We start from the raw sequence: 21,793 nt of genomic DNA, 5'->3' as shown, positions 1-21,793 counted from the left end.
CTCGGCCAATCAAGGGGATGGGCCAGTATAGCCAGCGCCGCCAGGGCGACGCCAGGGGCCGAAGCACGCTTACACGCAACACGCTTGCACGCTAACCCCTAAAACCGGCGGGGCGAACCAAGCGTGTTCGCGTGCTGGCGTGTAAGCGAATTCACGCCCCGAACAGTCCCTTGAAGAAATAGAAGAACAGAATCGACAACAGGGCCCCGGCGGGCAGGGTGACGATCCAGGAAGTGAAGATGGTGCTGATCACGCGCAGGTTGAGCGAGCCGATGCCGCGCGCCATGCCGACACCGAGTACCGCGCCCACCAGGGTATGGGTGGTGGAAATGGGCAGTCCGGTACCGGACGCCAGTACCACGGTGGTGGCGGCGCCCAGTTCGGCGGCGAAGCCACGGCTCGGGGTCAGCTCGGTGATCTTGGTGCCCACCGTGGCCATGACCCGGGCGCCGAGCACCGCCAGCCCGAACACGATCCCCATGGCGCCCACCAGCAAAACCCAGCCGGGAATGATCGCTTCCTTGCCAATCACGCCGCCATTGGCGAGCACACTGCTGATCGCCGCCAGCGGGCCTACTGCGTTGGCCACATCATTGGAGCCATGAGCGAAGGCCATGGCACAGGCGGTGAAGATCATCAGCACCGCGAATACCCGCTCCACCGAACTGAAACGGAAATCCTTGTCGGCTTCCGGATCCGGTTGGATGCGGCTCAGGAACAGGACCCCGAGGCCGGCCACCACCGCGCCGCCGACGATCGCCCACAGGGTGCTGGAGGCGAAGTTCATCTCCAGGCCCACATGCTTGAGGCCTTTCACCAGGGTCACCTTGGTGATCACGAAGCCCACCAGGAACATGTAGAACGGCACCACTTTCTTGGCCCGCTGGAACGGGTCGTCATGGTTGAGAACCAGTTTCTGCACGCTCTTGATCAAGGCGAAAGAGAGAAAGCCCGCCAGCAGCGGCGAGGTGACCCAACTGGCGACGATGGAACCCACCTGTCCCCAATGGACCGCGTCCATACCGACGCCGACCGCGGCGAAGCCGACAATGGCGCCGACGATGGAATGGGTGGTCGACACCGGCCAGCCCGCCCAGGAAGCCACCACCAGCCAGATGCCGGCGGCCAGTAATGCGGCGAGCATGCCGTAGATCAGATAATGAGGGGTCTGGTTGAAAACCTCGGCGTCGATGATGCCCTTGCGGATGGTGGCGGTGACCTCACCGCCGGCCAGGTAGGCCCCGGCGAACTCGAAAACGATGGCGATCAGAACCGCCTGTTTGACGGTGAGAGCCCGCGCCCCCACCGACGTGCCCATGGCGTTGGCGACGTCATTGGCGCCCACGCCCAGGGCCATCAGGAAACCGGCGCCGCCGGCAATGAGCAGCATCAGGGTGCTGTGTTCGAGCATCCACTCCATAGGGAACCTCTGCTGGTCTGCCGGACCCTAGCGGGCAAGCAACAATTGAAGATGGCCGCCGACCTTTTGGGCGCGGTCAGCCAGGTCACCGATCCAGTCGATGATCTTGTACAGGAACATCACATCCACCGGAGGCAGTTCGGATTCCAATTTGAACAGCCGGGCGCGGATCTGCACCTGCTGGTCGTCGTTGGCCCGTTCCAGGCGATCCAGTTCCTCGATGAGCTCTTCCACCAGACGGATTTCCCGGCCGCTGAAGCCGGTTTCCACCAGTTCGTCCAGTTCATTGATGGCCTTCTTGGCCTGGGCGGAAGTGTCGATGGCGCCTTGCAGATAATCGGTCATGCTATCGGCGAGGCTGGGAGGGAGCGTCATTTGCCGGCCGAGCATGAGGCCGGCGATGTCCTTGGCCTTGTTGGCCACCTTGTCCTGCACGCTGACCAGTTCCAGCAGATCGGAGCGGGGCACCGGCAAGAACAGGCTTTTGGGCAGGTTGAGGCGGAACTCTTTCTTCAGCTCGTCGGCTTGGTTTTCCAATTGGGCGATGCGCTGGCGGGCTTCGCGGGCGCGTTCCCAGTCATTGTCGCGGACCGCGGAGAAGAAATCGCCCAGGCCCAAAGCGCAATCGTGCACGGTGTCGTAATGCTTTTGCAGGGGGCGTATCGGCGATCGGCCAAAAAGGCCGGCGATGGAGCTGCCAAAGGACATAGGAACCCTGTCACGGAATCGTCACTGAAGTGGGCGCGAGTATAGTGGATAGCGGCGCTGCTGCCTATTCCATGAAATGCCGGAGCCTGTTCCGGAAAGCGCCGCTGTCTATTCCGGGGATAGGTGATAGTATTTCCTTAATTGTAAATTAGGTTTTTGGGGGTAGTAGTGATCGGGGCCACCACCGCGGCTCATTCGTCCCGGACGTTTGAGCTGGATGTTCGCTGGGTCATGCGTGAACTGCTCGAAGAGCAGCGCGTGACCCGGGAAGACTACAATGTGATTTCCACAACGCCACGGGAAAGCAGCGAGCAGGGCTGGCATCCGCTACAGGTAGTGGCGAAATACCGGCTGGCCGATCGTCAGAATGAGCACGTCTTCCTTGATATCGATGCGCTCACCGCCTGGTTGGCGGAAAAAAGCGGTCTGAGCCTGTATCACATCGATCCGCTCAAGGTGGAAGTGGACCGGGTCACCGACGTGATGAGCTACGCCTTCGCCGAACGCCATGGCATTCTGGCCCTGGAAGTGTCGGCGGAGACGGTGATGGTGGGCTGCGATCAGCCGTTCCGTCTGGATTGGCGCGAGGATCTGCAGCAGGTGCTGGGGGATCGGACCGTGCGGGTGGTGCTGGCCAATCCGGAGGCGCTGCGCCGCTATCGCATCGAATTCTACAATCTCAGCCGCTCCATCGCCGGTGCCCGTCGTTCCGGGGGGCAGGGGGGCACGGATATCGCCAACTTCGAGCAACTGCTGGAAGTTGGCCGGGGGCGGCCGGACGCCGATGATCAGCACATCGTCAATATCGTCGACTGGATCCTGCAATACGCGTTTTCCCAGCGTGCCAGCGACATTCATCTGGAGCCGCGCCGGGACACCGGCCGCATGCGGTTCCGGATCGATGGCGTTCTGCATGACGTCTATGAACTGCCCGCGCCGGTGATGGCGGCGGTGACCAGCCGCCTCAAGATCCTGTCCCGGCTCAACGTGGCGGAAAAACGCAAACCCCAGGACGGCCGGCTCAAGACCAAAAGCCCGGATGGCAATGAGGTGGAATTGCGCCTGTCCACGTTGCCCACCGCCTTCGGTGAGAAGATGGTGATGCGTATCTTTGATCCGGAGGTGCTGGTGCGCAGCTTCGCGCAAATGGGATTCAGCCAGGAGGATCATCAGGCCTGGCGGGCCATGACCGGCCACACCCACGGTATCGTCTTCGTCACCGGGCCCACTGGTTCCGGCAAAACCACCACGTTGTATTCCACGCTCAAGCAACTGGCGACCAGCGAGGTCAATGTCTGCACCATCGAGGATCCGATCGAAATGGTGGAGCCCAGTTTCAACCAGATGCAGGTGCAGGCGAATATCGACGTCGGCTTCGCCGAAGGGGTGCGGGCGATGCTGCGGCAGGATCCGGACATCATCATGATCGGGGAGATCCGTGACCTGGCCACCGCGGAAATGGCGATCCAGGCGGCGCTGACCGGTCACCTGGTGTTGTCCACCCTGCATACCAATGACGCGCCGTCGTCGATCGTGCGACTCACCGATCTCGGCGTGCCACCTTATCTGATCACCGCCGCCGTCACCGGGGTCATGGCCCAGCGGCTGGTGCGGACCCTGTGTCCGCATTGCAAGGCGCCGCAAGCGGTGGACGCGGCGTCCTGGCGGGAGCTGGTGCGGCCCTTCAAGATGACTCCGCCGGAAACCTGGTATCGGCCGGTGGGCTGTCTGGAGTGCCGGGGTACCGGCTACCTGGGGCGCATGGGGGTGTATGAGGCCATGCCGCTGGCGGCGCCGGTAAAAAGCCTGGTTAATCGTGGCGGAGACCTCGAATCACTTACCCGCGAGGCGGTGCGTGGGGGGATGAAACCCTTGCGTATCAGCGGTGCCCGGAAAGTGGCCGCCGGCTTCACCACGGTGGAAGAAGTGATGCGGGTAACGCCATCCCCGGATATGCTGTTGGGCTGACACGCATACACGCAGCACGCTAGCACGCCATGCTTGCCGACCCTGTAGCGAGACGGGGAGGGCGGATTGTTTGGGAAGGCTGTCATCGCGGGTGCGCAAACATGCTCGCTATTGTTTGCCAGCGATCTGGCTTCGGGTTTAGCGTGTTTCGTGCCAGCGTGCCAGCGTGCCAGCGTGCCAGCGTGCCAGCGTGCCAGCGTGCCAGCGTGCCAGCGTGCCAGCGTGCCAGCGTGCCAGCGTGCCAGCGTGCCAGCGTGCCAGCGTGCCAGCGTGCCAGCGTGCCAGCGTGCCAGCGTGCCAGCGTGCCAGCGTGCCAGCGTGCCAGCGTGCCAGCGTGCCAGCGTGCCAGCGTGCCAGCGTGCCAGCGTGCCAGCGTGCCAGCGTGCCAGCGTGCCAGCGTGCCAGCGTGCCAGCGTGCCAGCGTGCCAGCGTGCCAGCGTGCCAGCGTGCCAGCGTGCCAGCGTGCCAGCGTGCCAGCGGAAAAGCCCGGACCGGGCCTTTCCTTGTTTCCCGAGGCTGTGGACAATACCACCCATGACAGAACCGGACTATTCCGGCCTGCCCGATGACCTTGCTCAGCTGGTTGGCCAGCATTGGCAACGGTTTCAGGAGGCGGGCCATACCCTGCCTGATGCTCTGCGCGCCGATCTGCCCAAGGTCTGGGCGGGTTCCGACTTCGTGGCGGAACAGTTCATTCGTGACGGTGAGCTGGGACCCTGGTTGCTTGAGCACTCCCTGAATCAACGCCTGGATGCGATGTCCCTGGTTACCCAGGTGCAACAGGCGGTGGCTGCCTGCGCCGGCGAGGATGAGTTGAAACAGGTGCTGCGGCGGCTGCGTCAGCGCCATATGGCCCGCATCATCTGGCGGGACCTGGCCGGGCAGGGCGACTATCACAGCACCGTGGCGGACCTCTCCCTGTTGGCCGATACCCTGATTTCCTGCGCGCTGGAGCAGCTTTACGATTGGGCCCGGGCCCGCCAGGGCACGCCGATCGGGCCGGACGGGCAACCAGTGACGCTGGTGGTGTTCGCCATGGGCAAACTGGGGGCGCGGGAACTGAACCTCTCCTCCGATATCGATCTGATCTTCGCCTATGAACACGAAGGCGAGCTGGAAGGCGAGCGGCGAGCACTCAGCCACCATCAGTTTTTCCAGCGTCTTGGCCAGCAGTTGATCAAGGCACTGGACCAGACCACCGCCGACGGCTTTGTATTTCGTGTCGACATGCGGCTGCGCCCCTGGGGCAAGAGCGGCGCGCTGGCGGTGGGCTTCGACGCCATGGAGAGCTACTACGAAACCCAGGGCCGCGAATGGGAACGCTACGCGCTGATCAAGATGCGCCCGGTGGCTGGTGACCTGGAGGCCGGCGCCCGCCTGGTGGAGCGGCTCAATCCCTTTGTCTATCGCCGTTACATCGATTACGGCGCGTTCCAGTCGCTGCGCGAGATGAAATCCCTGATCGAGCGGGAAGTGAACCGCAAGGGGATGCAGGCGGATGTCAAGCTCGGCGCCGGCGGCATTCGTGAAGTGGAGTTCATCGTTCAGGCCTTCCAACTGATCCGGGGCGGCCAGTTGCCGGCGCTGCGTCAGCCCAACCTGATTCAGGTTCTGCCGCTGCTGCTCGAGCAGGGGCTGCTGCCGGAGGATGTGGTGGAGGAATTGCGGGACGCCTACGTGTTCCTGCGCGATGTGGAACACCGGCTGCAGGCGGTGGCGGACCGGCAAACCCAGCGTCTGCCTGATGACGAGGTGGGTTGGGAGCGGCTGACCTTTGCCATGGGGTTCTCTTCACGGCGCGTATTCGAACGCGGTTTGCGCCGCCACCGGGAGCGGGTGCGTTTCCACTTCAGCCAGGTGATCGCGGATCCCGAGCAGGAGTCCGATGAGCGCCAGGGCGATCAGGAACTGGTGGATGTCTGGCTGGGACGACTGGAGCCGGAGGCGGCCGTTACGGTGCTGTCAAACATGGGTATCCAGGAGGCGGAGCAGGTCTACGAGCAGGTCCATGCACTGCGCGAGAGCCGGGCGGTGGAGAACATGCAGCGTATCGGGCGCGAGCGTCTCGACCGGTTGATGCCGTTGTTGCTGGAGGGCCTGGGCTATCAGGGGCATGGCGCGGTTACCGCGGCACGGCTGGTGGCTTTTATCGAAGCGGTGCTGCGGCGCAGCGCCTATATCGCGCTGCTGGTGGAAAATCCCGGCGCCCTGACCCAGTTGGTGAAACTGTCCGGGGCCAGCCCCTGGATCGCCGAAAGGCTGGCGCGTCACCCGGTGTTGCTGGACGAGTTGCTGGACGTGGGTACGTTGTACTCGCCGCCGGCCCGGACCGAACTGGACGATGAGTTGCGCCAGCAGTTGCTGAGAGTGGCGGAGGATGACCTCGAGCAGCAGATGGAGGTGCTGAGGAACTTCAAGCAGGCGCATCTGCTGCGGGTGGCGGCGTCCGAGGTGACCCAGGTGCTGCCATTGATGAAGGTGAGTGATTATCTCACCTGGCTGGCCGAGAGCATTCTCAATCAGGTGGTGATGCTGGCCTGGGAGCCGTTGGTGGAACGCCATGGCAAGCCGTCACGGGACAGCGGCCAGCCCTGCGATCCGGATTTCGTGGTGGTGGGCTACGGCAAGCTCGGCGGCATCGAGCTGGGCCATAACTCGGATCTGGACCTGGTGTTCCTGCACGATGCCGCCCCCGGCGGTAATACCGACGGTGACAAACCGGTCTCCAACGAGCAGTTTTATGCCCGCCTGGGGCAGCGCATTGTCCACATCCTGTCCACCCGCACCATGAGTGGCCAGCTTTATGAAGTGGATATGCGGTTGCGTCCCAGTGGCAAATCCGGCTTGCTGGTGTCCGCCATGAGCGCGTTTGAGAAGTACCAGACCCAGGATGCCTGGACCTGGGAGCATCAGGCGCTGGTGCGGGCCCGGGTGGTGGCCGGTTGTAATCGGGCGCGTCAGGCGTTCGACGCGATTCGCCATCAGGTGCTGTGTCAGCCGCGCGATCCTCAAACCCTGCGCGATGACGTTCTGGCCATGCGCGAACGCATGGTGACGCACCTGGGATCGGGGGAGAAAGGCCGTTTCCACCTCAAGCAGGATCCTGGAGGTATCGTTGATATCGAATTTATGGTGCAATATGGCGTACTCAGATGGGCCTCCTCCCACGGTGAACTGACCCGCTTCACCGATAACGTGCGGTTGCTGGAAACGCTTGCCGCTCTGGAACTGATGCCGGCGCAGGACGCCGGATTGTTAAGGGAAGCCTACCTGGCCTACCGGTCAGCGGCTCATCGCGCCTCGCTGCGCAAAGAGAAATCCATCGTCGACGATGCCGAATTCCGCGATCTGCGGGAGGGGGTTCGTGCGATTTGGAAGCAATGGTTCGACCTCGAAGAATAGACGTGCCCGGCAAGGCACGCTTCCACGGGTCATAGTTCTGGGAGAATGACCGCCATGTCCATGGCTGATAGAGATGGTGTTATCTGGCTGGATGGTAAACTGGTGCCCTGGCGCGATGCCAAGGTGCACGTGCTGACGCATTCCCTGCATTACGGCATGGGCGTGTTCGAAGGCGTGCGGGCCTACGAGACCGACAAGGGCCCGGCTATCTTCCGCCTGCGGGAGCACACGGACCGGCTCTTCAACAGTGCGCATATTCTTAACATGAAGGTGCCGTACGCCAAGGATGTGATCAACCAGGCGCAAATCGACGTGGTCCGGGAAAACAAACTTCCCCACGCCTACCTGCGTCCGCTGGTGTTCTATGGAAGCGAAGGCATGGGGCTGCGCGCCGCCGGCCTTAACGTGCATGTGGCCGTGGCCGCCTGGGAATGGCCGTCGTACATGTCTCCGGAAGCCCTGGAGCTGGGTATCAAGGTGCGGACCTCCAGCTACACCCGCCACCATGTGAACATCACCATGTGCAAGGCGAAGTCTTCCGGCAGCTATATGAACTCCATGCTGGCGCTGAACGAAGCCCTCTCCGGTGGTGCCGATGAAGCGCTGCTGCTGGATAACGAAGGTTATGTGGCCGAAGGCTCCGGCGAGAACGTGTTCCTGATCCGTGACAAGGTGTTGTACACCCCGGAACTGACCTCCTGTCTGGACGGCATCACCCGCAAGACCATCATTCAACTGGCCGAGGAGCGGGGCTACAAGGTGCGTGAGAAGCGTCTCACCCGAGACGAGTTCTACATCGCCGACGAAGCGTTCTTCACCGGTACCGCGGCGGAAGTGACGCCGATCCGTGAGCTGGACGGCCGTATCATCGGCGAAGGCAAGCGGGGGCCGATCACCGAGCAACTGCAGGCGGTGTATTTCGATCTGGTGCGCGGCAAGCTGGACGAGTACCGCGACTGGCTGACCTTCGCGGTCTGAGACGCGAAGACGGACGCCTGACGCCTGATGTCCGAATCCCAGCGTATCCTTGTCGTCGGCCCCTCGTGGGTGGGCGACATGGTGATGGCGCAGACCCTGTTCGCCGAGTTACAGCGGCGGCAGGACTGCGCCATCGATGTTCTGGCGCCCGCCTGGTGCCGACCCTTGTTATCGCGCATGCCGGAAGTGCGTGCCCCCCTCGATTTGCCGTTCGACCATGGCGATCTGAAGCTGGCTGCCCGCCGGAAGCTGGGTCGCTCCCTGCGTGGCCGCTACGATCAATGCTTCGTTTTACCCAACTCTCTGAAATCCGCGTTGGTGCCCTTTTGGGCCCGGGTGCCGGTACGCACGGGGTGGCGTGGCGAGATGCGCTATGGCCTGCTCAACGACGTCCGGGTACTCGATAAGCAGCGTTATCCCTTGATGGTGCAGCGTTTCGTTGCCCTGGCGTTGCCCTCTCAAGCCGCTCCGCCGCTGCTTGAGACGATCACCCCGCCGCATCTGGTGGTTAGTGAGGACAGCCTGGAGCAGGCACTGCGGGCCCACGGTTTGAATCGGGATGTGCCGGTGCTCGGGCTTTGTCCCGGGGCGGAGTTCGGCCCGGCCAAGCGCTGGCCAGAATACCACTACGCCGAGGTCGCGCGGGACTGGATCAGCACCCGCGGCGGCCAGGTCTGGATTTTCGGATCCGGCAAGGATCTGCCCGTGGCGGAAGCCATTCGCGATGCGCTGCCCGGGGCGCAGCGGTCGTCGGTACAGTTGCTGGCCGGCAGCACCAGCCTGGAACAAGCGGTGGATTTGCTGTCCGCCACTGATGCCGTGGTCAGCAACGATTCGGGACTGATGCACATCGCCGCCGCTCTTGGCCGTCCGCTGGTGGCGGTTTACGGCTCCACTTCTCCGGATTTCACCCCGCCGCTGGGCTCGGCGGTGCGGGTGGTGCGTCTGGGATTGGATTGCAGTCCCTGTTTTCAGCGTGAATGCCCCCTGGGGCACCTCAATTGCTTGCGCCAATTGGAGCCGGCCAGGGTGATTTCCGCTTTGCGGGACCTGGCCGTCAGGGAGGATTAAGTGTGCGTGTGCCGCGTAAATACATCGATCCGGATTGGCGTCCGGCGCTGATCAGTCGGGGTTTGAATCACGCCGCCGCCTGGCTGGCGTTGTCCGGCAAGCAGTTGGTGGATGAGCCCAATCTGCGCTATGGCGGCAGCATGCACGTCTATCGTCTGGAAATGGACGACGGCACGGGCGCGGCCCACAGCCTCTATGTCAAATGCCAGCGCAATCAGCGCCGACGGTCTCCGCGCCATCCACTGCGCGGGCGGGCCACCCTGGAAACGGAGTTCAGAGCGCTATCGGCCTGCTTGAAAAAGGGTGTGCCGGTGGCGCGGCCGGTGTTTTTCGATCACTTTGTCGATGACAATGGCGATGAACACTATGTTCTGGTGAGTCTGGGGCTGGACGGTTTCCAGAGTCTTGATCAGATTGATATCCCGGCGTTGCCGTTCGCGCGCCGCCGCCGTTTGCTGGAAGACGTGGGCAGGACCTTGCGTTTCATGCACCTGCGGGGTTTTGCTCATCGCAATCTCTACCCCAAGCATGTATTCGTGGCTTGGCGACCGATGCTGGAACGATTCGACGTCCGCTTCATCGATCTGGAGAAAACCCATTTGTTCACCGGATTCCGGCACTTGTTCCGGGATCTGGAGAGCCTGGCGCGACGCAGCAAGAATGTCAGTCGCCGCGATCAACTCCGGTTTCTCAAGTATTACCTGGACACCGGTCATCTCAGTGAGGATGGCAAAATTCTCGCCCGCTGGCTGGCCCGGAAGCTGCGCTATCGCTGAGGGGCTCCTGAAACGTCATGCCGGACTTGATCCGGCATCTCCCTCTACCAAGCCAGGTGCCCTGTAAACAGAGGTCCCGGGTCAAGTCCGGGATGACGGGGTGTTTTTCAGGTTTCTTAAAGGGCATGAACAGACGCCAGGTTCACGATCTTTTCGGTAAAGAGCATGAACCGGCCCCAAGCAGCCGTTATGATGGCGGGCGACTGTGAGAACAGGCCCTAATACCAGGAAGCACATGCGCGTTCTGCTGATCAAAACCTCGTCCATGGGGGACGTCATCCACACCCTGCCGGCGTTGACCGACGCCCGGGCGGTGGTGCCGGGATTGCGCGTGGACTGGGTGGTGGAAGAAGCCTTTGCTGACCTGGCGGGCCGACACCCGGCGGTGGAGCAAGTGCTGCCCTGCGCCCTGCGCCGCTGGCGCCGCCATCCCCTTAGGGCTCGCCGCAGCGGTGAATGGGGCGGTTTCAAAGCACGTCTTCAGGCTTCCGAGTACGACGCGGTGATCGACGCCCAGGGGCTGATCAAGAGCGCTTTCCTGACCCGGCTGGCGCGAGGCCCCAAGTACGGCCTTGACCGCACTTCCGCCCGGGAGGCCTTGTCGGCCCGCGTACTGGATCATCCCTTGCCGATCCCCCGTGGCGGGCACGCGGTCAGCCGGGTGAGGGAACTGTTCGCCCGGGTGTTCGGCTACACCACACCGGACAGTGCGCCGGATTACGGTCTGCACCGGCAACAGGAGCCTCGCTCGCTACTGACCCCGGGCGCCGATCTGGTGTTTTGCCATGGCACCACCTGGCCCACCAAACACTACCCCGAAGCGTTCTGGCGTGAGCTGGTGGAATGGGCCGATCAGGCCGGCCACCGCGTGTATCTGCCCTGGGGCGATGAAACCGAGAAACGCCGGGCGGAACGGCTGGTTCGCGGCGTGCCCGGCGCGCGAGTGCTGCCGCGCCTGTCGCTGGAGGCACTGACTGAACACTTCCTCGGTTGGGATGCCTTCATCGCCGTGGACACCGGACTGGCTCATCTGGCTGCCGCCACCGGCATGCCCGGAGTGGCGCTGTACGGCCCCACCGACCCGCGATTGACCGGCGTCTGGGGCAGCCGCGCCCAGTCGCTGGGCGCCGAATTTCCCTGCGCGCCCTGTGTACAGGAAAAATGCACCTACCGGGGCAGCCTGGGCAAAGGGGTGGAGCCCCCCTGTTTCAGCAGTCTCAAACCACAATGGGTGTGGCAGCGGCTGTTGGAGGTCACGGATCCATGAAGCTGGCCTTTCCGCTGTTCGAGTACTTTCCTTATGGTGGCCTGCAGCGGGACATGCTCGCCATCGCCCGGGAGGCGCAGTCCCGAAGCCATGAGGTCACCGTGTTTACCCGCGCCTGGCACGGTGAGCCGGAGCCGGGGCTGGAGGTGGAAATCCTGCCGGTGAGCGACGGCATGAACCATGTTCGTGATGATCGCTTCGCCCGGCGGGTGCAAGACCGGCTCGGGGACTTCGACAGCGTGGTGGGCTTCAACAAAATGCCGGGGCTGGATTGGTATTATGCCGCCGACGGCTGCCTGGCCGCCCGTTACCGGGGCGTGCGGCGCTGGCTTTCCCGCTACCGCGACAAACTGGCAAAGGAGGCCGCGGTGCTCGGTGCCGACGCCAGCACCCGGATCCTTTCTATTTCGCCGCCCCAGCGAGCCTTGTACCAATATCACTACGGCACCGCCGACGAGCGCTTCGTCGATCTGCCGCCGGGCATCCGCCGTGACCGGATTTTGCCGGAGGACTACGCCTCTCGCCGTCAACACCTGCGGGCCGGGCTGGGACTGGCGGAGGACATGCCCATGCTGCTGTTCGTCGGTTCCGGTTTTCGCACCAAGGGGTTGGATCGCGCTATCGCGTTGCTGCCGGACTTACCGGAGAACATCCCGTTGTATGTGGTGGGTGACGATAACCCGGCGTCTTACCTGCGCCAGGCCCGCCGGCTGGGGGTACAGGACCGCGTGCACTTCATGGGCGGTCAGGATAACGTGGCGGAATGGCTGTGGAGCGCGGACTTGCTGGTCCACCCCGCCTATGCGGAAAATACCGGCACGGTATTGCTGGAAGCGGCGGTGGCCGGCCTGCCGGTGCTGACCACCCCGGCTTGCGGCTACGCGCCCTACATTGAGCGGGCGAACATGGGTAAGGTCAGTGCCGAACCGTCCGCCGCCGATGTTCAGGCATTGATGGCCACATCAAGGGACCAGTGGCGTCAGCGTGGCAGGGCGTTCGCTGAGAGCGCGGATATCTACGATCTGGTGCGCCACGCGGTGGACGCCATTGAACGCCATCCAAGGAAGTCTTCATGACGCTGTATCTGCGTGACGATCTGGCGGAGGTCTGGCACGGCAAGGACCCTTTCGAGCAGGCCGCCCGCCAACAGGGAGACGTATTTCGCGAACGGGAAGGGCGTCGCACGCTGCGTTTCCAGACCGGGCGCGGCCACTATTTCCTCAAGTACCACGGAGGCATTGGTTGGGGCGAAATCGTCAAGAATCTGACCCAGGCCAAGCTGCCGATTCTCGGCGCCATGTCGGAAGTGCGTGCCATTCGCCGGGTGGCGAAAGCCGGGCTGGAGACGCTCACCATCGTCGGTTATGGCGAACGCGGCCTTAACCCGGCATCACGGCAAAGCTTCCTGGTCACCGAAGAACTGCTGGACACCGTGAGCCTGGAAGAACTGGGTGAAACCTGGCGCCTGAATCCGCCGCCGGCGGCCTTCAAATGGGCGTTGATCCGGCGCGTGGCGGAGATCGCCAAGCGCATGCACGACGCCGGCGTGAATCACCGCGATTTCTACCTGGGGCACTTCCTGATGCCCAAGGACGCCGTGGCCGCGCACGACGCCACCGCGCCGCTGTATCTGATCGATCTGCATCGCTCCCAGGTGCGAGGGCGGGTGCCACGCCGCTGGCGGGTCAAGGATCTTGGCGGTCTGTATTTCTCCACCGCCCGTTTTTCGTTGACCCGGCGCGATGTGCTGCGCTTCGTGCGGATCTACACCGACATGCCGTTGCGGGAAGCGCTTGGCGACAAGGCGCCGCTACTGGACGCCAGCCGTCGTGAGGGCGAGCGCATCTATCAGCGCTACTTCGAGAAGACGCCGGCGTTTCCTCTGCCGTTCGCCGAGCATCCGGGAAAGGATATCTGACTCGCCATGCCGGATAACCCCCAGCCCCTTAGCCTGTCGCTTAATGTGCTCTCCAAGGCCGGACGTGAGCCGGATTTGCCCGCCACGGTGGTAACCGAATTCGGTGAATTGGTGCTGCGAAGGGCCTTGCGCATTCTGCCAGAGCGGCGGTTTACCGCGCTGGCGGTACTGAATCAATGTCCCGTGATCGCCAAAGTGTTTTTTGACCACCCGAAATCGGTGCGAGACGCGAGACAAGAGGCGGAGCGGTTGGTTGCTCTGGCTGAGCGTGGCGTTCCGGCGCCGCGGCTGGTGGGCGACAGTGGACCGGTAGCCGGAGGGCGGGTATTGGTGCTGGAGCATTTATCCGGCACCGATGCCGCCAGACTCTATGAACAGGCCTACAGGAACGATGCTGGAGAGCAATGGGCGGCACTGTTGGTGGCGTTCCTGGCAAAGCTTCACCGCGCCGGTTGTGTGCAGGATGACGTCCATCTTGGCAACTTTCTGATCGATGGCGATCAATGTTATCTGGTGGACGCCGGCAGCGTGCGTCTGTTCGAGCCGGGGCAGGTGCCGGCCGCCGACCGCCTGGCCAACCTGGCGGCTTTGTTGGCACAGTTCTACCCGGTGGATACCCGTGAACTGGCGCCGGTGGTGGCCGCCTATGGTGAAGGGGCGCCGTCCGTAGCGGAGCTTGAAACGGCGTTGGGCCGGGCACGCCAGCGGCGCTACCGGCATGCGCTCGGCAAAGTGCAGCGGGATTGCACCGATTTCGCGGTGGTGCGCCATTCATCCTTGCGGGGTATGGTCCGCCGGCCGCTGCGGGCGGTGTTCGAAGCGCTGCTGGAGGCGGGAATCGATCGCCTGATGGCGGAAGGCGAGATGCTCAAACCCGGCAACAGCAGCACCGTCTGCCGGGTTCATTGGCAGGGCCGGGACTGGGTGATCAAACGCTATAATGTGAAAAGCGCCGGTCACCGGCTGCGCAAGCAATTCAAGCCCAGCCGTGCCGCCCGCTCCTGGCGCAACGCTCGCTGGCTGGAGCTGATCGGACTGGATACGCCGCCAGCGGTAGGCTACGTTGAGCGCAGAGTGATGGGGCTGCAGGATACCGCTTACTTTATCTGTGAGTACGTGTCCGGGCCGTCACTGAAGGATCTGGCCGGCGGCGGTTCCGAGGCGATGGCACGCGCGCGCCAACAGGTGGCGCGGCTGTTTTTCCTGATGGAAACCCTGCATTTCAATCACGGCGACCTCAAGGCCACTAATTTCCTGTGGGTCGAAGGGCGGCTGTGTATTCTCGACCTGGACGCCATGCAGTTGGGATTGTCGAAGGGCCAGACCGCCAGGCTGGTGGCTCGGGATCGCAAGCGTTGGGCGGCGAATTTCCAGAATCAGCACGACTGAGGCTGTCGGCGGTATTATCGAGTTATTCCGCGGCGCTCCAGCCGTTACAATAAGGCATACGGACGGGGTCGGTCGATCACTCTGCGGGCAGGGCCGGGAACGTCGCTTTCAACAACATCCTATGGATCGACTCAGTGGGTTAACTATGTTCAACGACAAATCCATTCTGATTACCGGCGGTACCGGCTCGTTCGGTAAAAAATACGTGCAAACGCTGCTGAGCCGCTACACGCCGAAACGTGTCATCGTGTTCTCCCGGGACGAGCTCAAACAGTATGAGATGCAGCAGGACTTCAATCAGCCCTGCATGCGGTATTTCCTCGGTGACGTCCGCGACGCGGCGCGTATGGAACAAGCCATGCGTGGGGTGGATTACGTGATCCATGCCGCCGCCCTGAAACAGGTGCCGGCGGCGGAGTACAACCCGATGGAGTGCATCAAAACCAACATCAACGGTGCCGAGAACGTGATCAAGGCCGCGTTGGCCAATGATGTGGAAAAGGTCATTGCCCTATCCACCGACAAGGCCGCCAATCCGATCAATCTGTACGGCGCCACCAAGCTGGCTTCGGACAAGCTGTTCGTGGCGGCCAACAATATGGCCGGTGGTCACCCGACCCGTTTCGCCGTGGTGCGTTATGGCAATGTGGTTGGTTCGCGTGGCTCGGTGGTGCCGTTCTTCCGCAAGAAAATCGCTGAAGGCGCGGAAAGCCTGCCCATCACCGACGAGCGCATGACGCGCTTCTGGATCACCTTGCAGGAAGGGGTGGATTTCGTACTCAAGAATTTCGAGCGCATGTATGGCGGTGAAATCTTCGTGCCGAAGATCCCGTCCGTGCGCATCACCGATCTGGCCGAGGCCATGGCACCGGGCGTCAAGCAGGACATCATCGGTATCCGGCCCGGGGAAAAGCTGCATGAGATCATGTGCCCGGCGGATGATTCTCACTTGACGCTGGAGTTCGAGGATCACTACGTGATCCAGCCAACCATCACTTTTACCTCCAGCCAGAACGACTTCCAGGTCAATGGCCTGGGAGAAAAAGGGGCGCCGGTCCCACAAGGCTTCGAGTACAACTCCGGTATCAATGAGCATTTTCTGGATCATGACGAGATCCTGGACTTCAACCGACGCGCGGACGCTTGATGATTCCCTACGGCCGTCAGGACATTACCCGGGAGGACATCGACGCGGTGCTCGAGGTGCTGCAGTCGGACTTTCTTACCCAGGGCCCCAAGGTGCCGGCGTTTGAACAGGCGGTGGCCGCGCACTGCGGCGGTGGCTATGGAGTGGCGATGAACAGCGCGACTTCGGCATTGCATCTGGCATGCCTGGCGCTGGATCTGGGGCCTGGGGACTGGCTCTGGACCACGCCGATCACCTTCGTGGCTTCCGCCAACTGTGGTCTCTACTGTGGCGCCAGCGTGGACTTCGTTGACATCGATCCTCGCACCTACAATCTTTGCCCGCGGGCATTGGAGCGCAAACTGATCAAGGCGGAGAAGAACGGCCGCCTGCCGAAAGTGGTGGTGCCGGTGCATTTGTGCGGCCAGCCCTGTGACATGGCGTCGATCGGTGCGTTGGCCGACAAGTACGGCTTCCGTGTGATTGAGGATGCTTCCCACGCCATCGGCGGTCGTTATCGGAACGAACCTATTGGTTGCGGTCGTTATAGTGATATCACCGTCTTCAGTTTTCATCCGGTAAAAATCGTTACTACCGCGGAAGGCGGGCTGGCGATGACACGGGACGGGGCGCTGGCGGAGCGCATGGCACTGTTGCGTAGCCACGGCATCACCCGTGATCCGGCGCTGATGGACCGGGAGCCGGACGGCGGCTGGTATTACCAGCAGATCGAGCTGGGCTTCAATTACCGCATGACCGAAATGCAGGCAGCATTGGGGTTGAGTCAGGTGGCCCGGCTGGATCAGTATGTGACCCGCCGCAATGAGCTGGCGCATCGTTATGATGAGCGCCTGGCGGGGCTGCCGCTGACCACGCCCTGGCAGCATCCGGACAGCTATTCCGGACGCCATCTGTACGTGATCCGGTTACCGCGATGCGGTAAGGAAAAGCATGCTCGTGCTTTCGAATCACTCCGTGAGCGTGGCGTCGGCGTTAACCTTCACTATATTCCCGTGCATACCCAACCTTACTACCGGCGCTTTGGCTTCGCCGATGGCGATTTCCCTGAAGCGGAAGCCTATTACCGTGAGGCCATCAGTCTGCCACTGTTTCCGACACTGACCGAAGCGCAGCAGGAGCAGGTCTGTGAGGCGGTGGCGGAGGTGGTCAGAGCATGACGACGGCGCCGGTGCGGGTTGCCGTCATCCCAGCGCGGGGCGGCAGCAAGCGAATCCCGCATAAGAACATCAAGCCGTTCTGCGGCCGCCCGATGATCGCCTGGTCGATCCAGGCGGCCCGCGAGGCGGACTGTTTTGACCGCATTCTGGTGTCCACCGATGACGACGCGGTGGCGGCGGTCGCCTTGGCGGAAGGCGCGGAAGTGCCGTTCCGGCGCCCCGCCGAACTGGCGGACGATCACACTCCGACGGTGCCGGTGATCGCCCACGCGGTGGCATGGCTTCGGCAACAGGGCGTTTCCGTATCCGAGGTGTGCTGTTTGTATGCCACCGCACCTTTTGTTCGTGCCGGGGATATCCTTGCCGCCTTGGAGGCGCTGCGAGCCGGTGGCGGTGACTACGCGTTTCCCGTAACCACTTTCGCCTTTCCGATCCAGCGCGCTCTGCGTCTGGATCCACGGCAGCGCGTCAGCATGTTTGAACCGGCTCACGCCAATACCCGCTCCCAGGATTTGGAAGAAGCCTTCCACGATGCCGGTCAGTTTTATTGGGGCAGGGCGCGGGCATGGCTTGATGGAAGGGCGGTTTTCACGCCGGGGTCGGTGGCGGTGAGGCTGCCCCGCCACCGCGTTCAGGATATTGATACTCCGGAAGACTGGCGCCGCGCGGAAGCGTTGTTTCAGGTGCTGCAAAGCGAGCCCGACCCGTCATGACCGCGCTGTCCGTGGTGTTTCGCGCGGATGCGTCGCTGCGTATCGGCAGTGGTCATGTGATGCGCTGTCTGACCCTGGCGGCGGCCCTTCAGCGTCACGGCGCGGAGATACATTTCCTGTGCCGTGATTTGCCGGGCCACCTGGGGGCGCGCATCCAGCAGGCCGGCCACCGGCTGACTCTGCTGCCTGCGCCCACCGGTGATGTTGTTCCCGCGCCTGGCGCGCCGGCTCATGCGGCCTGGCTGGGAGTGCCCGCCGACGAGGACGCACGGGATTGTGCCGCGGCTCTGGCCGGTCTCGAAGTAGACTGGCTGGTGGTGGATCATTATGCCCTGGATCAGCGGTGGGAAGGGGCATTGCGGGATCGGGTTGGTGCGATTCTGGCGATAGACGATCTGGCCGATCGCCGCCATGACGTGGATGTGCTGCTGGATCAGAATCTGGGGCGTCGCGTCGAGGACTACCACGATCTGCTGCCGACTCCGGCGACGCCGTTAATCGGGCCCCGTTTCGCGCTGTTGCGGCCGGAATTTGCCCAGTGGCGGCAACTCGCGCTGGCTCGTCGTGACGCGGGATTGCCGGAACGCATTCTGGTAAGCCTGGGTGGCACCGATCCGGACAACGTGACCTCGGCGGTGCTGGCCACGTTGTCGACGGCACCGCTACCTGCCTCCATCAAAGTGGACGTGGTCATGGGTGCCTCCGCGCCGGGCCTGGTGGAAGTGCGTGAGCGAGCGAGCACGGTGCCGTTCGAGTGCTCCGTTGAGGTGAATGTCACCGATATGGCCCGGCGCCTGTGTGAGGCTGATCTGGCCATCGGCGCCGCTGGCGGTTCGGCCTGGGAGCGATGTTGCCTGGGGCTGCCGACCTGGATGGTGGTGCTGGCGGACAATCAGAGGCCCGGTGCCAGGGCGTTGGTGGAGGCCGGTGCGGCGATGATTATTGGTGACGTCACCGAGCGGCCGTTGCGGATCGATTTGCCGGCACTGGACGATCCTGTTGGCATGTTGAGAATGGCACGTGCGGCGTCAGCGTTGTGCGATGGGCTGGGAGCCGAACGGGTGGCGCAGCACATGGTCGGCCCCACCTCGGAGAAATCGGGACCATGAGCGAGACAAAGGCAAACGAAATCGTCCGGGCGGTGACCACCGAGGACCTGCCGGCGGTGTTACGCTGGCGTAACCATCCCGACGTTCGCCGCTACATGTACCAGTCCCATGAGATCACGTTGGCGGAACACAGTGCCTGGTTTGAACGGGTCTCCGCCGACACTGGCCACCACCTGTGCATTGTGGAAAGCGGCCGGGTACCGCTGGGATTCGTTCAGTTCAAACGAGCCGGTAACGGCGGCGTGGTCGATTGGGGGTTTTATCTGACCCCGGAGGCGCCGCGCGGCAGCGGCCGCAGGCTGGGGCGGGCGGCACTGTCGCACGCTTTCGGACCTTTGGCTCTGCACAAGGTGTGTGGCCAGGCACTGGCCTTTAACGAGCGCTCCATCGCGTTGCATCGCGCCCTCGGATTCGAGGACGAAGGGGTGCTGCGCGACCAGCATTTTGATGGTGAACAGTACCACTCGGTATATTGCTTCGGAATACTGGCCACCGAGTGGCCAATCCCAGGAGGTCAGGCGTCATGAGCGGATACCCTTCCCTTATTATTGATGGCCGGGAGATTGCCCGGCACCAGCCGCCCTATGTGATCGCTGAGCTGTCCGCCAACCATAATGGCCGGCTGGAGACCGCGTTACGCATTATCGACGAGGCCAAACAGGCCGGTGCCGATGCGGTGAAATTGCAGACCTACCGTCCTGACACCATTACCCTGGACAGCGACGGCGAGGACTTCCAGATCCATGGCGGGCTTTGGGATGGCAAGACGCTGTATCAGCTCTATCAAGAAGCGCATATGCCATGGGAATGGCACAAGCCGTTATTCGAGCATGCGCGCCAGCGGGGCATCACTCTGTTCAGTTCGCCGTTTGATACCACCGCGGTGGACCTGCTGGAGGATCTCAACGCCCCGGCATATAAAATTGCTTCGTTCGAGGCGGTGGACCTGCCGTTGATCCGCTATGTGGCCGCTACCGGAAAACCGATGATTATTTCCACCGGTATGGCCGATGCGGAGGAAATCGGTGAGGCCATTGAAGCGGCGCGGGAAGGGGGCTGTACCTCCCTGGCCATTCTGCATTGTGTCAGCGGGTATCCGGCCCCGGCGGAGGACTATAACCTGCGAACGCTGGTGGACATGGCCGAGCGTTTCGGTGTCGTTACCGGTTTGTCCGACCATACTTTGGACAATACCACCGCCATTGCCAGCGTGGTTCTTGGCGCGGCGCTGATCGAGAAACACTTTACCCTGGATCGCCGTGGCGGTGGACCGGACGACAGCTTCTCCCTGGAACCGCCGGAGCTGGCGGCGCTGTGCCGGGACAGCAAGACCGCCTGGCGGGCGTTGGGGGAGGTGGATTACGGACGAAAATCCAGTGAGCAGGGCAACGCCCAGTTCCGTCGTTCGCTGTATTTTGTCAGTGATCTGAAGGCGGGCGAGGTGGTGTCGGCCGCGAATGTGCGCAGTGTGCGGCCGGGGTTCGGGCTGGCGCCGAAGTACCAGGACCAGGTGGTGGGTGCCACGCTGGCGCGGGATGTGTGCCGCAATACCCCGGTACGCTGGGAGGATCTGGCGCCCCGTTGATGGAGGCGCCGTCTGATCGTGACTACAGCAGATGTTGGCGGATTGCCGCCGCTACTCTCTGGTTGGCCTGCCGGTCGCGCTCACCGAATACCCAGGAAAAGTAGTGCTCGCGGGCGGAGCGATGTTGTGCCGCCCGGGCCAGCGCGTCTTCCACCGTCGCGTTGAAATCATGGGGCCCTTGGTGCTGGCCGCCGAAGTGGACGCTGGGGCCACAATCATAGATGGCCAGCAACCGTGCCATGTCGTCGGCGTGCATGCCTTCCCGTTCCCCTTGCCGGGCCAGAGTGTCGCGGGAAAACGTGTCGGTTTCCACGAACAACTGCGGCACGTCATAGAACAACGATTCCTCCGCCGGCGAATTGGCGTCGGAGATCACCAGATCCGCCACCGACAACACTGTGGATAGTGCAAAGCGGGACAAGTCCAGTACGCAGTGCGGTCGCGCTTCGATACGGGCCGCGAGCTTGCGGAACAACGCGTGATCCCTGGAGCGCGGTGTCACGCCCTGGCTTGGATGGGGTCGCAGCACCAGATTGTAATGTGTGGCGAGGGTATCCAGCAGCGCCTCCACGGCCTGGTCCCAGGAACCGATGCCCCGGCGGCTGGGTGTGTAGACCACGGTGGGTTGTGATGGGTTGAGGCCCATTTCCGTGAGCACTTCGTGGCGATGGGCTTCGGTCCGTTGGGGAAATTCGCAGAATGGCAGAAAGCCGGTGCGTACCGCTTTCACCGGAATGTCATCGGCGAAGCGTTCCACCATTTGCTGCATGCGCGGACCAATGATGCAAAGCAGATCAAAATGTGTGTTGGCCTGCAGGGCTTCCCGGCTGAGGAACATGTAAGTGCCGTGAAAGACGGTGCACTTGCGAGCGGCGTAAGGTTGCAGAAACTCCCGGTAAGGAGAACCCGTGACGATAACATCGGCGCCGCTGAGCTTGCGATTGCCTTTGCCAAGGGGGCCGAGATGCTTCAGGTAGCGGGCGCTCTGTAGTTGAGGATATTGCCGCCGCACCACCTTGAGGGTGGATGAGCGATTGGAAACGAAGGTTCCCGGCAGAACCCTGGCGATCTGTGCCAGATGCGGCACTGCCTGGAACATCTTCGAAAAATAGACTATGTCGTTCAACGCCAATTCTCGTACGCAAAAAAGTCCGGAGACTCAGGGAGCCCTGGGTTATCGGGCAA

Annotated in this window: 19 protein-coding genes; 15 read left to right on the top strand and 4 right to left on the bottom strand. The window is 62.8% G+C overall.

Translation table 11 applies throughout. The annotated features are described in order from the left end of the window. Nucleotides 1-151: 151 nt before the first annotated feature. Both A6D6_RS14535 and A6D6_RS14530 read right to left on the bottom strand, forming a co-directional pair. Entirely contained in the window at nucleotides 152-1,420 is a 1,269-nt protein-coding gene (locus A6D6_RS14535; RefSeq protein ID WP_133491622.1) for an inorganic phosphate transporter, read from the bottom strand. A 27-nt stretch (nucleotides 1,421-1,447) separates the two neighbouring features. After that, complete coding sequence (locus A6D6_RS14530) at nucleotides 1,448-2,128, bottom strand: TIGR00153 family protein (RefSeq protein ID WP_133491623.1); 681 nt, start codon at nucleotides 2,126-2,128, stop codon at nucleotides 1,448-1,450. A 168-nt stretch (nucleotides 2,129-2,296) separates the two neighbouring features. Between A6D6_RS14530 and tfpB the strand changes: the two genes are divergently transcribed. After that, on the top strand, nucleotides 2,297-4,096 hold the full coding sequence (gene tfpB, locus A6D6_RS14525) for a type IV pilus assembly ATPase TfpB (RefSeq protein ID WP_159661129.1): 1,800 nt from the start codon (nucleotides 2,297-2,299) through the stop codon (nucleotides 4,094-4,096). 138 nt (nucleotides 4,097-4,234) lie between these two features. Here the strand turns inward: tfpB and A6D6_RS14520 are convergent, their stop codons facing one another. Next, entirely contained in the window at nucleotides 4,235-4,690 is a 456-nt protein-coding gene (locus A6D6_RS14520; RefSeq protein WP_159661128.1) for a hypothetical protein, read from the bottom strand. Between A6D6_RS14520 and glnE the strand changes: the two genes are divergently transcribed. The 14 genes from glnE (at nucleotide 4,631) to pseI (ending at nucleotide 20,608) form a co-directional block, all read left to right on the top strand. Then, complete coding sequence (glnE, locus tag A6D6_RS14515; protein ID WP_159661127.1) at nucleotides 4,631-7,498, top strand: bifunctional [glutamate--ammonia ligase]-adenylyl-L-tyrosine phosphorylase/[glutamate--ammonia-ligase] adenylyltransferase; 2,868 nt, start codon at nucleotides 4,631-4,633, stop codon at nucleotides 7,496-7,498. The two genes, A6D6_RS14520 and glnE, sit on opposite strands and share 60 nt — an antisense overlap. Nucleotides 7,499-7,552: 54 nt before the next feature. After that, nucleotides 7,553-8,476, top strand: a complete 924-nt coding sequence (locus A6D6_RS14510; RefSeq protein ID WP_133491626.1) for a branched-chain amino acid transaminase — start codon at nucleotides 7,553-7,555, stop codon at nucleotides 8,474-8,476. Nucleotides 8,477-8,503: 27 nt separating this feature from the next. Continuing rightward, a complete protein-coding gene (gene waaF / locus A6D6_RS14505) occupies nucleotides 8,504-9,547 on the top strand; it encodes a lipopolysaccharide heptosyltransferase II (protein WP_133491627.1) in 1,044 nt (347 codons plus the stop codon). Nucleotides 9,548-9,549: 2 nt separating this feature from the next. Then, nucleotides 9,550-10,323 carry a lipopolysaccharide kinase InaA family protein gene (locus A6D6_RS14500; RefSeq protein ID WP_159661126.1) on the top strand — a complete coding sequence of 258 codons (774 nt, stop codon included), beginning with the start codon at nucleotides 9,550-9,552 and terminating at the stop codon, nucleotides 10,321-10,323. Nucleotides 10,324-10,558: 235 nt separating this feature from the next. Then, nucleotides 10,559-11,590, top strand: a complete 1,032-nt coding sequence (waaC, locus tag A6D6_RS14495) for a lipopolysaccharide heptosyltransferase I (protein ID WP_133491629.1) — start codon at nucleotides 10,559-10,561, stop codon at nucleotides 11,588-11,590. Further along, a complete protein-coding gene (locus tag A6D6_RS14490) occupies nucleotides 11,587-12,666 on the top strand; it encodes a glycosyltransferase family 4 protein (protein ID WP_159661125.1) in 1,080 nt (359 codons plus the stop codon). The genes waaC and A6D6_RS14490 overlap by 4 nt, the downstream gene beginning before the upstream one ends. Then, nucleotides 12,663-13,508 (top strand): lipopolysaccharide core heptose(I) kinase RfaP, encoded by an 846-nt coding sequence (rfaP, locus tag A6D6_RS14485; protein WP_133491631.1) that lies wholly within the window; start codon nucleotides 12,663-12,665, stop codon nucleotides 13,506-13,508. Before A6D6_RS14490 ends, rfaP begins: the two co-directional genes overlap by 4 nt. Before the next feature lie 6 nt (nucleotides 13,509-13,514). After that, the gene (locus A6D6_RS14480; protein ID WP_133491632.1) at nucleotides 13,515-14,897 is read left to right on the top strand and encodes a lipopolysaccharide kinase InaA family protein; all 1,383 of its coding nucleotides are present in this window, start codon (nucleotides 13,515-13,517) and stop codon (nucleotides 14,895-14,897) included. A 145-nt stretch (nucleotides 14,898-15,042) separates the two neighbouring features. Then, on the top strand, nucleotides 15,043-16,044 hold the full coding sequence (gene pseB / locus A6D6_RS14475; RefSeq protein WP_133491633.1) for a UDP-N-acetylglucosamine 4,6-dehydratase (inverting): 1,002 nt from the start codon (nucleotides 15,043-15,045) through the stop codon (nucleotides 16,042-16,044). Beyond that, complete coding sequence (gene pseC, locus A6D6_RS14470) at nucleotides 16,044-17,201, top strand: UDP-4-amino-4,6-dideoxy-N-acetyl-beta-L-altrosamine transaminase (RefSeq protein WP_159661124.1); 1,158 nt, start codon at nucleotides 16,044-16,046, stop codon at nucleotides 17,199-17,201. Before pseB ends, pseC begins: the two co-directional genes overlap by 1 nt. Then, the gene (pseF, locus tag A6D6_RS14465; RefSeq protein ID WP_236564114.1) at nucleotides 17,198-17,914 is read left to right on the top strand and encodes a pseudaminic acid cytidylyltransferase; all 717 of its coding nucleotides are present in this window, start codon (nucleotides 17,198-17,200) and stop codon (nucleotides 17,912-17,914) included. The genes pseC and pseF overlap by 4 nt, the downstream gene beginning before the upstream one ends. After that, on the top strand, nucleotides 17,911-19,023 hold the full coding sequence (gene pseG, locus A6D6_RS14460; protein WP_133491635.1) for a UDP-2,4-diacetamido-2,4,6-trideoxy-beta-L-altropyranose hydrolase: 1,113 nt from the start codon (nucleotides 17,911-17,913) through the stop codon (nucleotides 19,021-19,023). Before pseF ends, pseG begins: the two co-directional genes overlap by 4 nt. Next, on the top strand, nucleotides 19,020-19,550 hold the full coding sequence (gene pseH, locus A6D6_RS14455; RefSeq protein ID WP_201303797.1) for a UDP-4-amino-4,6-dideoxy-N-acetyl-beta-L-altrosamine N-acetyltransferase: 531 nt from the start codon (nucleotides 19,020-19,022) through the stop codon (nucleotides 19,548-19,550). Before pseG ends, pseH begins: the two co-directional genes overlap by 4 nt. Next, entirely contained in the window at nucleotides 19,547-20,608 is a 1,062-nt protein-coding gene (pseI, locus tag A6D6_RS14450; protein ID WP_133491636.1) for a pseudaminic acid synthase, read from the top strand. Before pseH ends, pseI begins: the two co-directional genes overlap by 4 nt. A gap of 22 nt (nucleotides 20,609-20,630) precedes the next feature. Here pseI and A6D6_RS14445 read toward each other — a convergent pair whose 3' ends face one another. Further along, nucleotides 20,631-21,734, bottom strand: coding sequence for a CDP-glycerol glycerophosphotransferase family protein (locus A6D6_RS14445; RefSeq protein ID WP_159661123.1), 1,104 nt, complete (start codon nucleotides 21,732-21,734; stop codon nucleotides 20,631-20,633). Between the last annotated feature and the right edge of the window lie 59 nt (nucleotides 21,735-21,793).

This window comes from Alcanivorax xiamenensis (assembly GCF_009846745.1).
Lineage (GTDB): Bacteria > Pseudomonadota > Gammaproteobacteria > Pseudomonadales > Alcanivoracaceae > Alloalcanivorax > Alloalcanivorax xiamenensis.
Note: the sequence above shows the minus strand (reverse complement) of the source record. Positions and strands in the feature narration are given on the sequence as shown.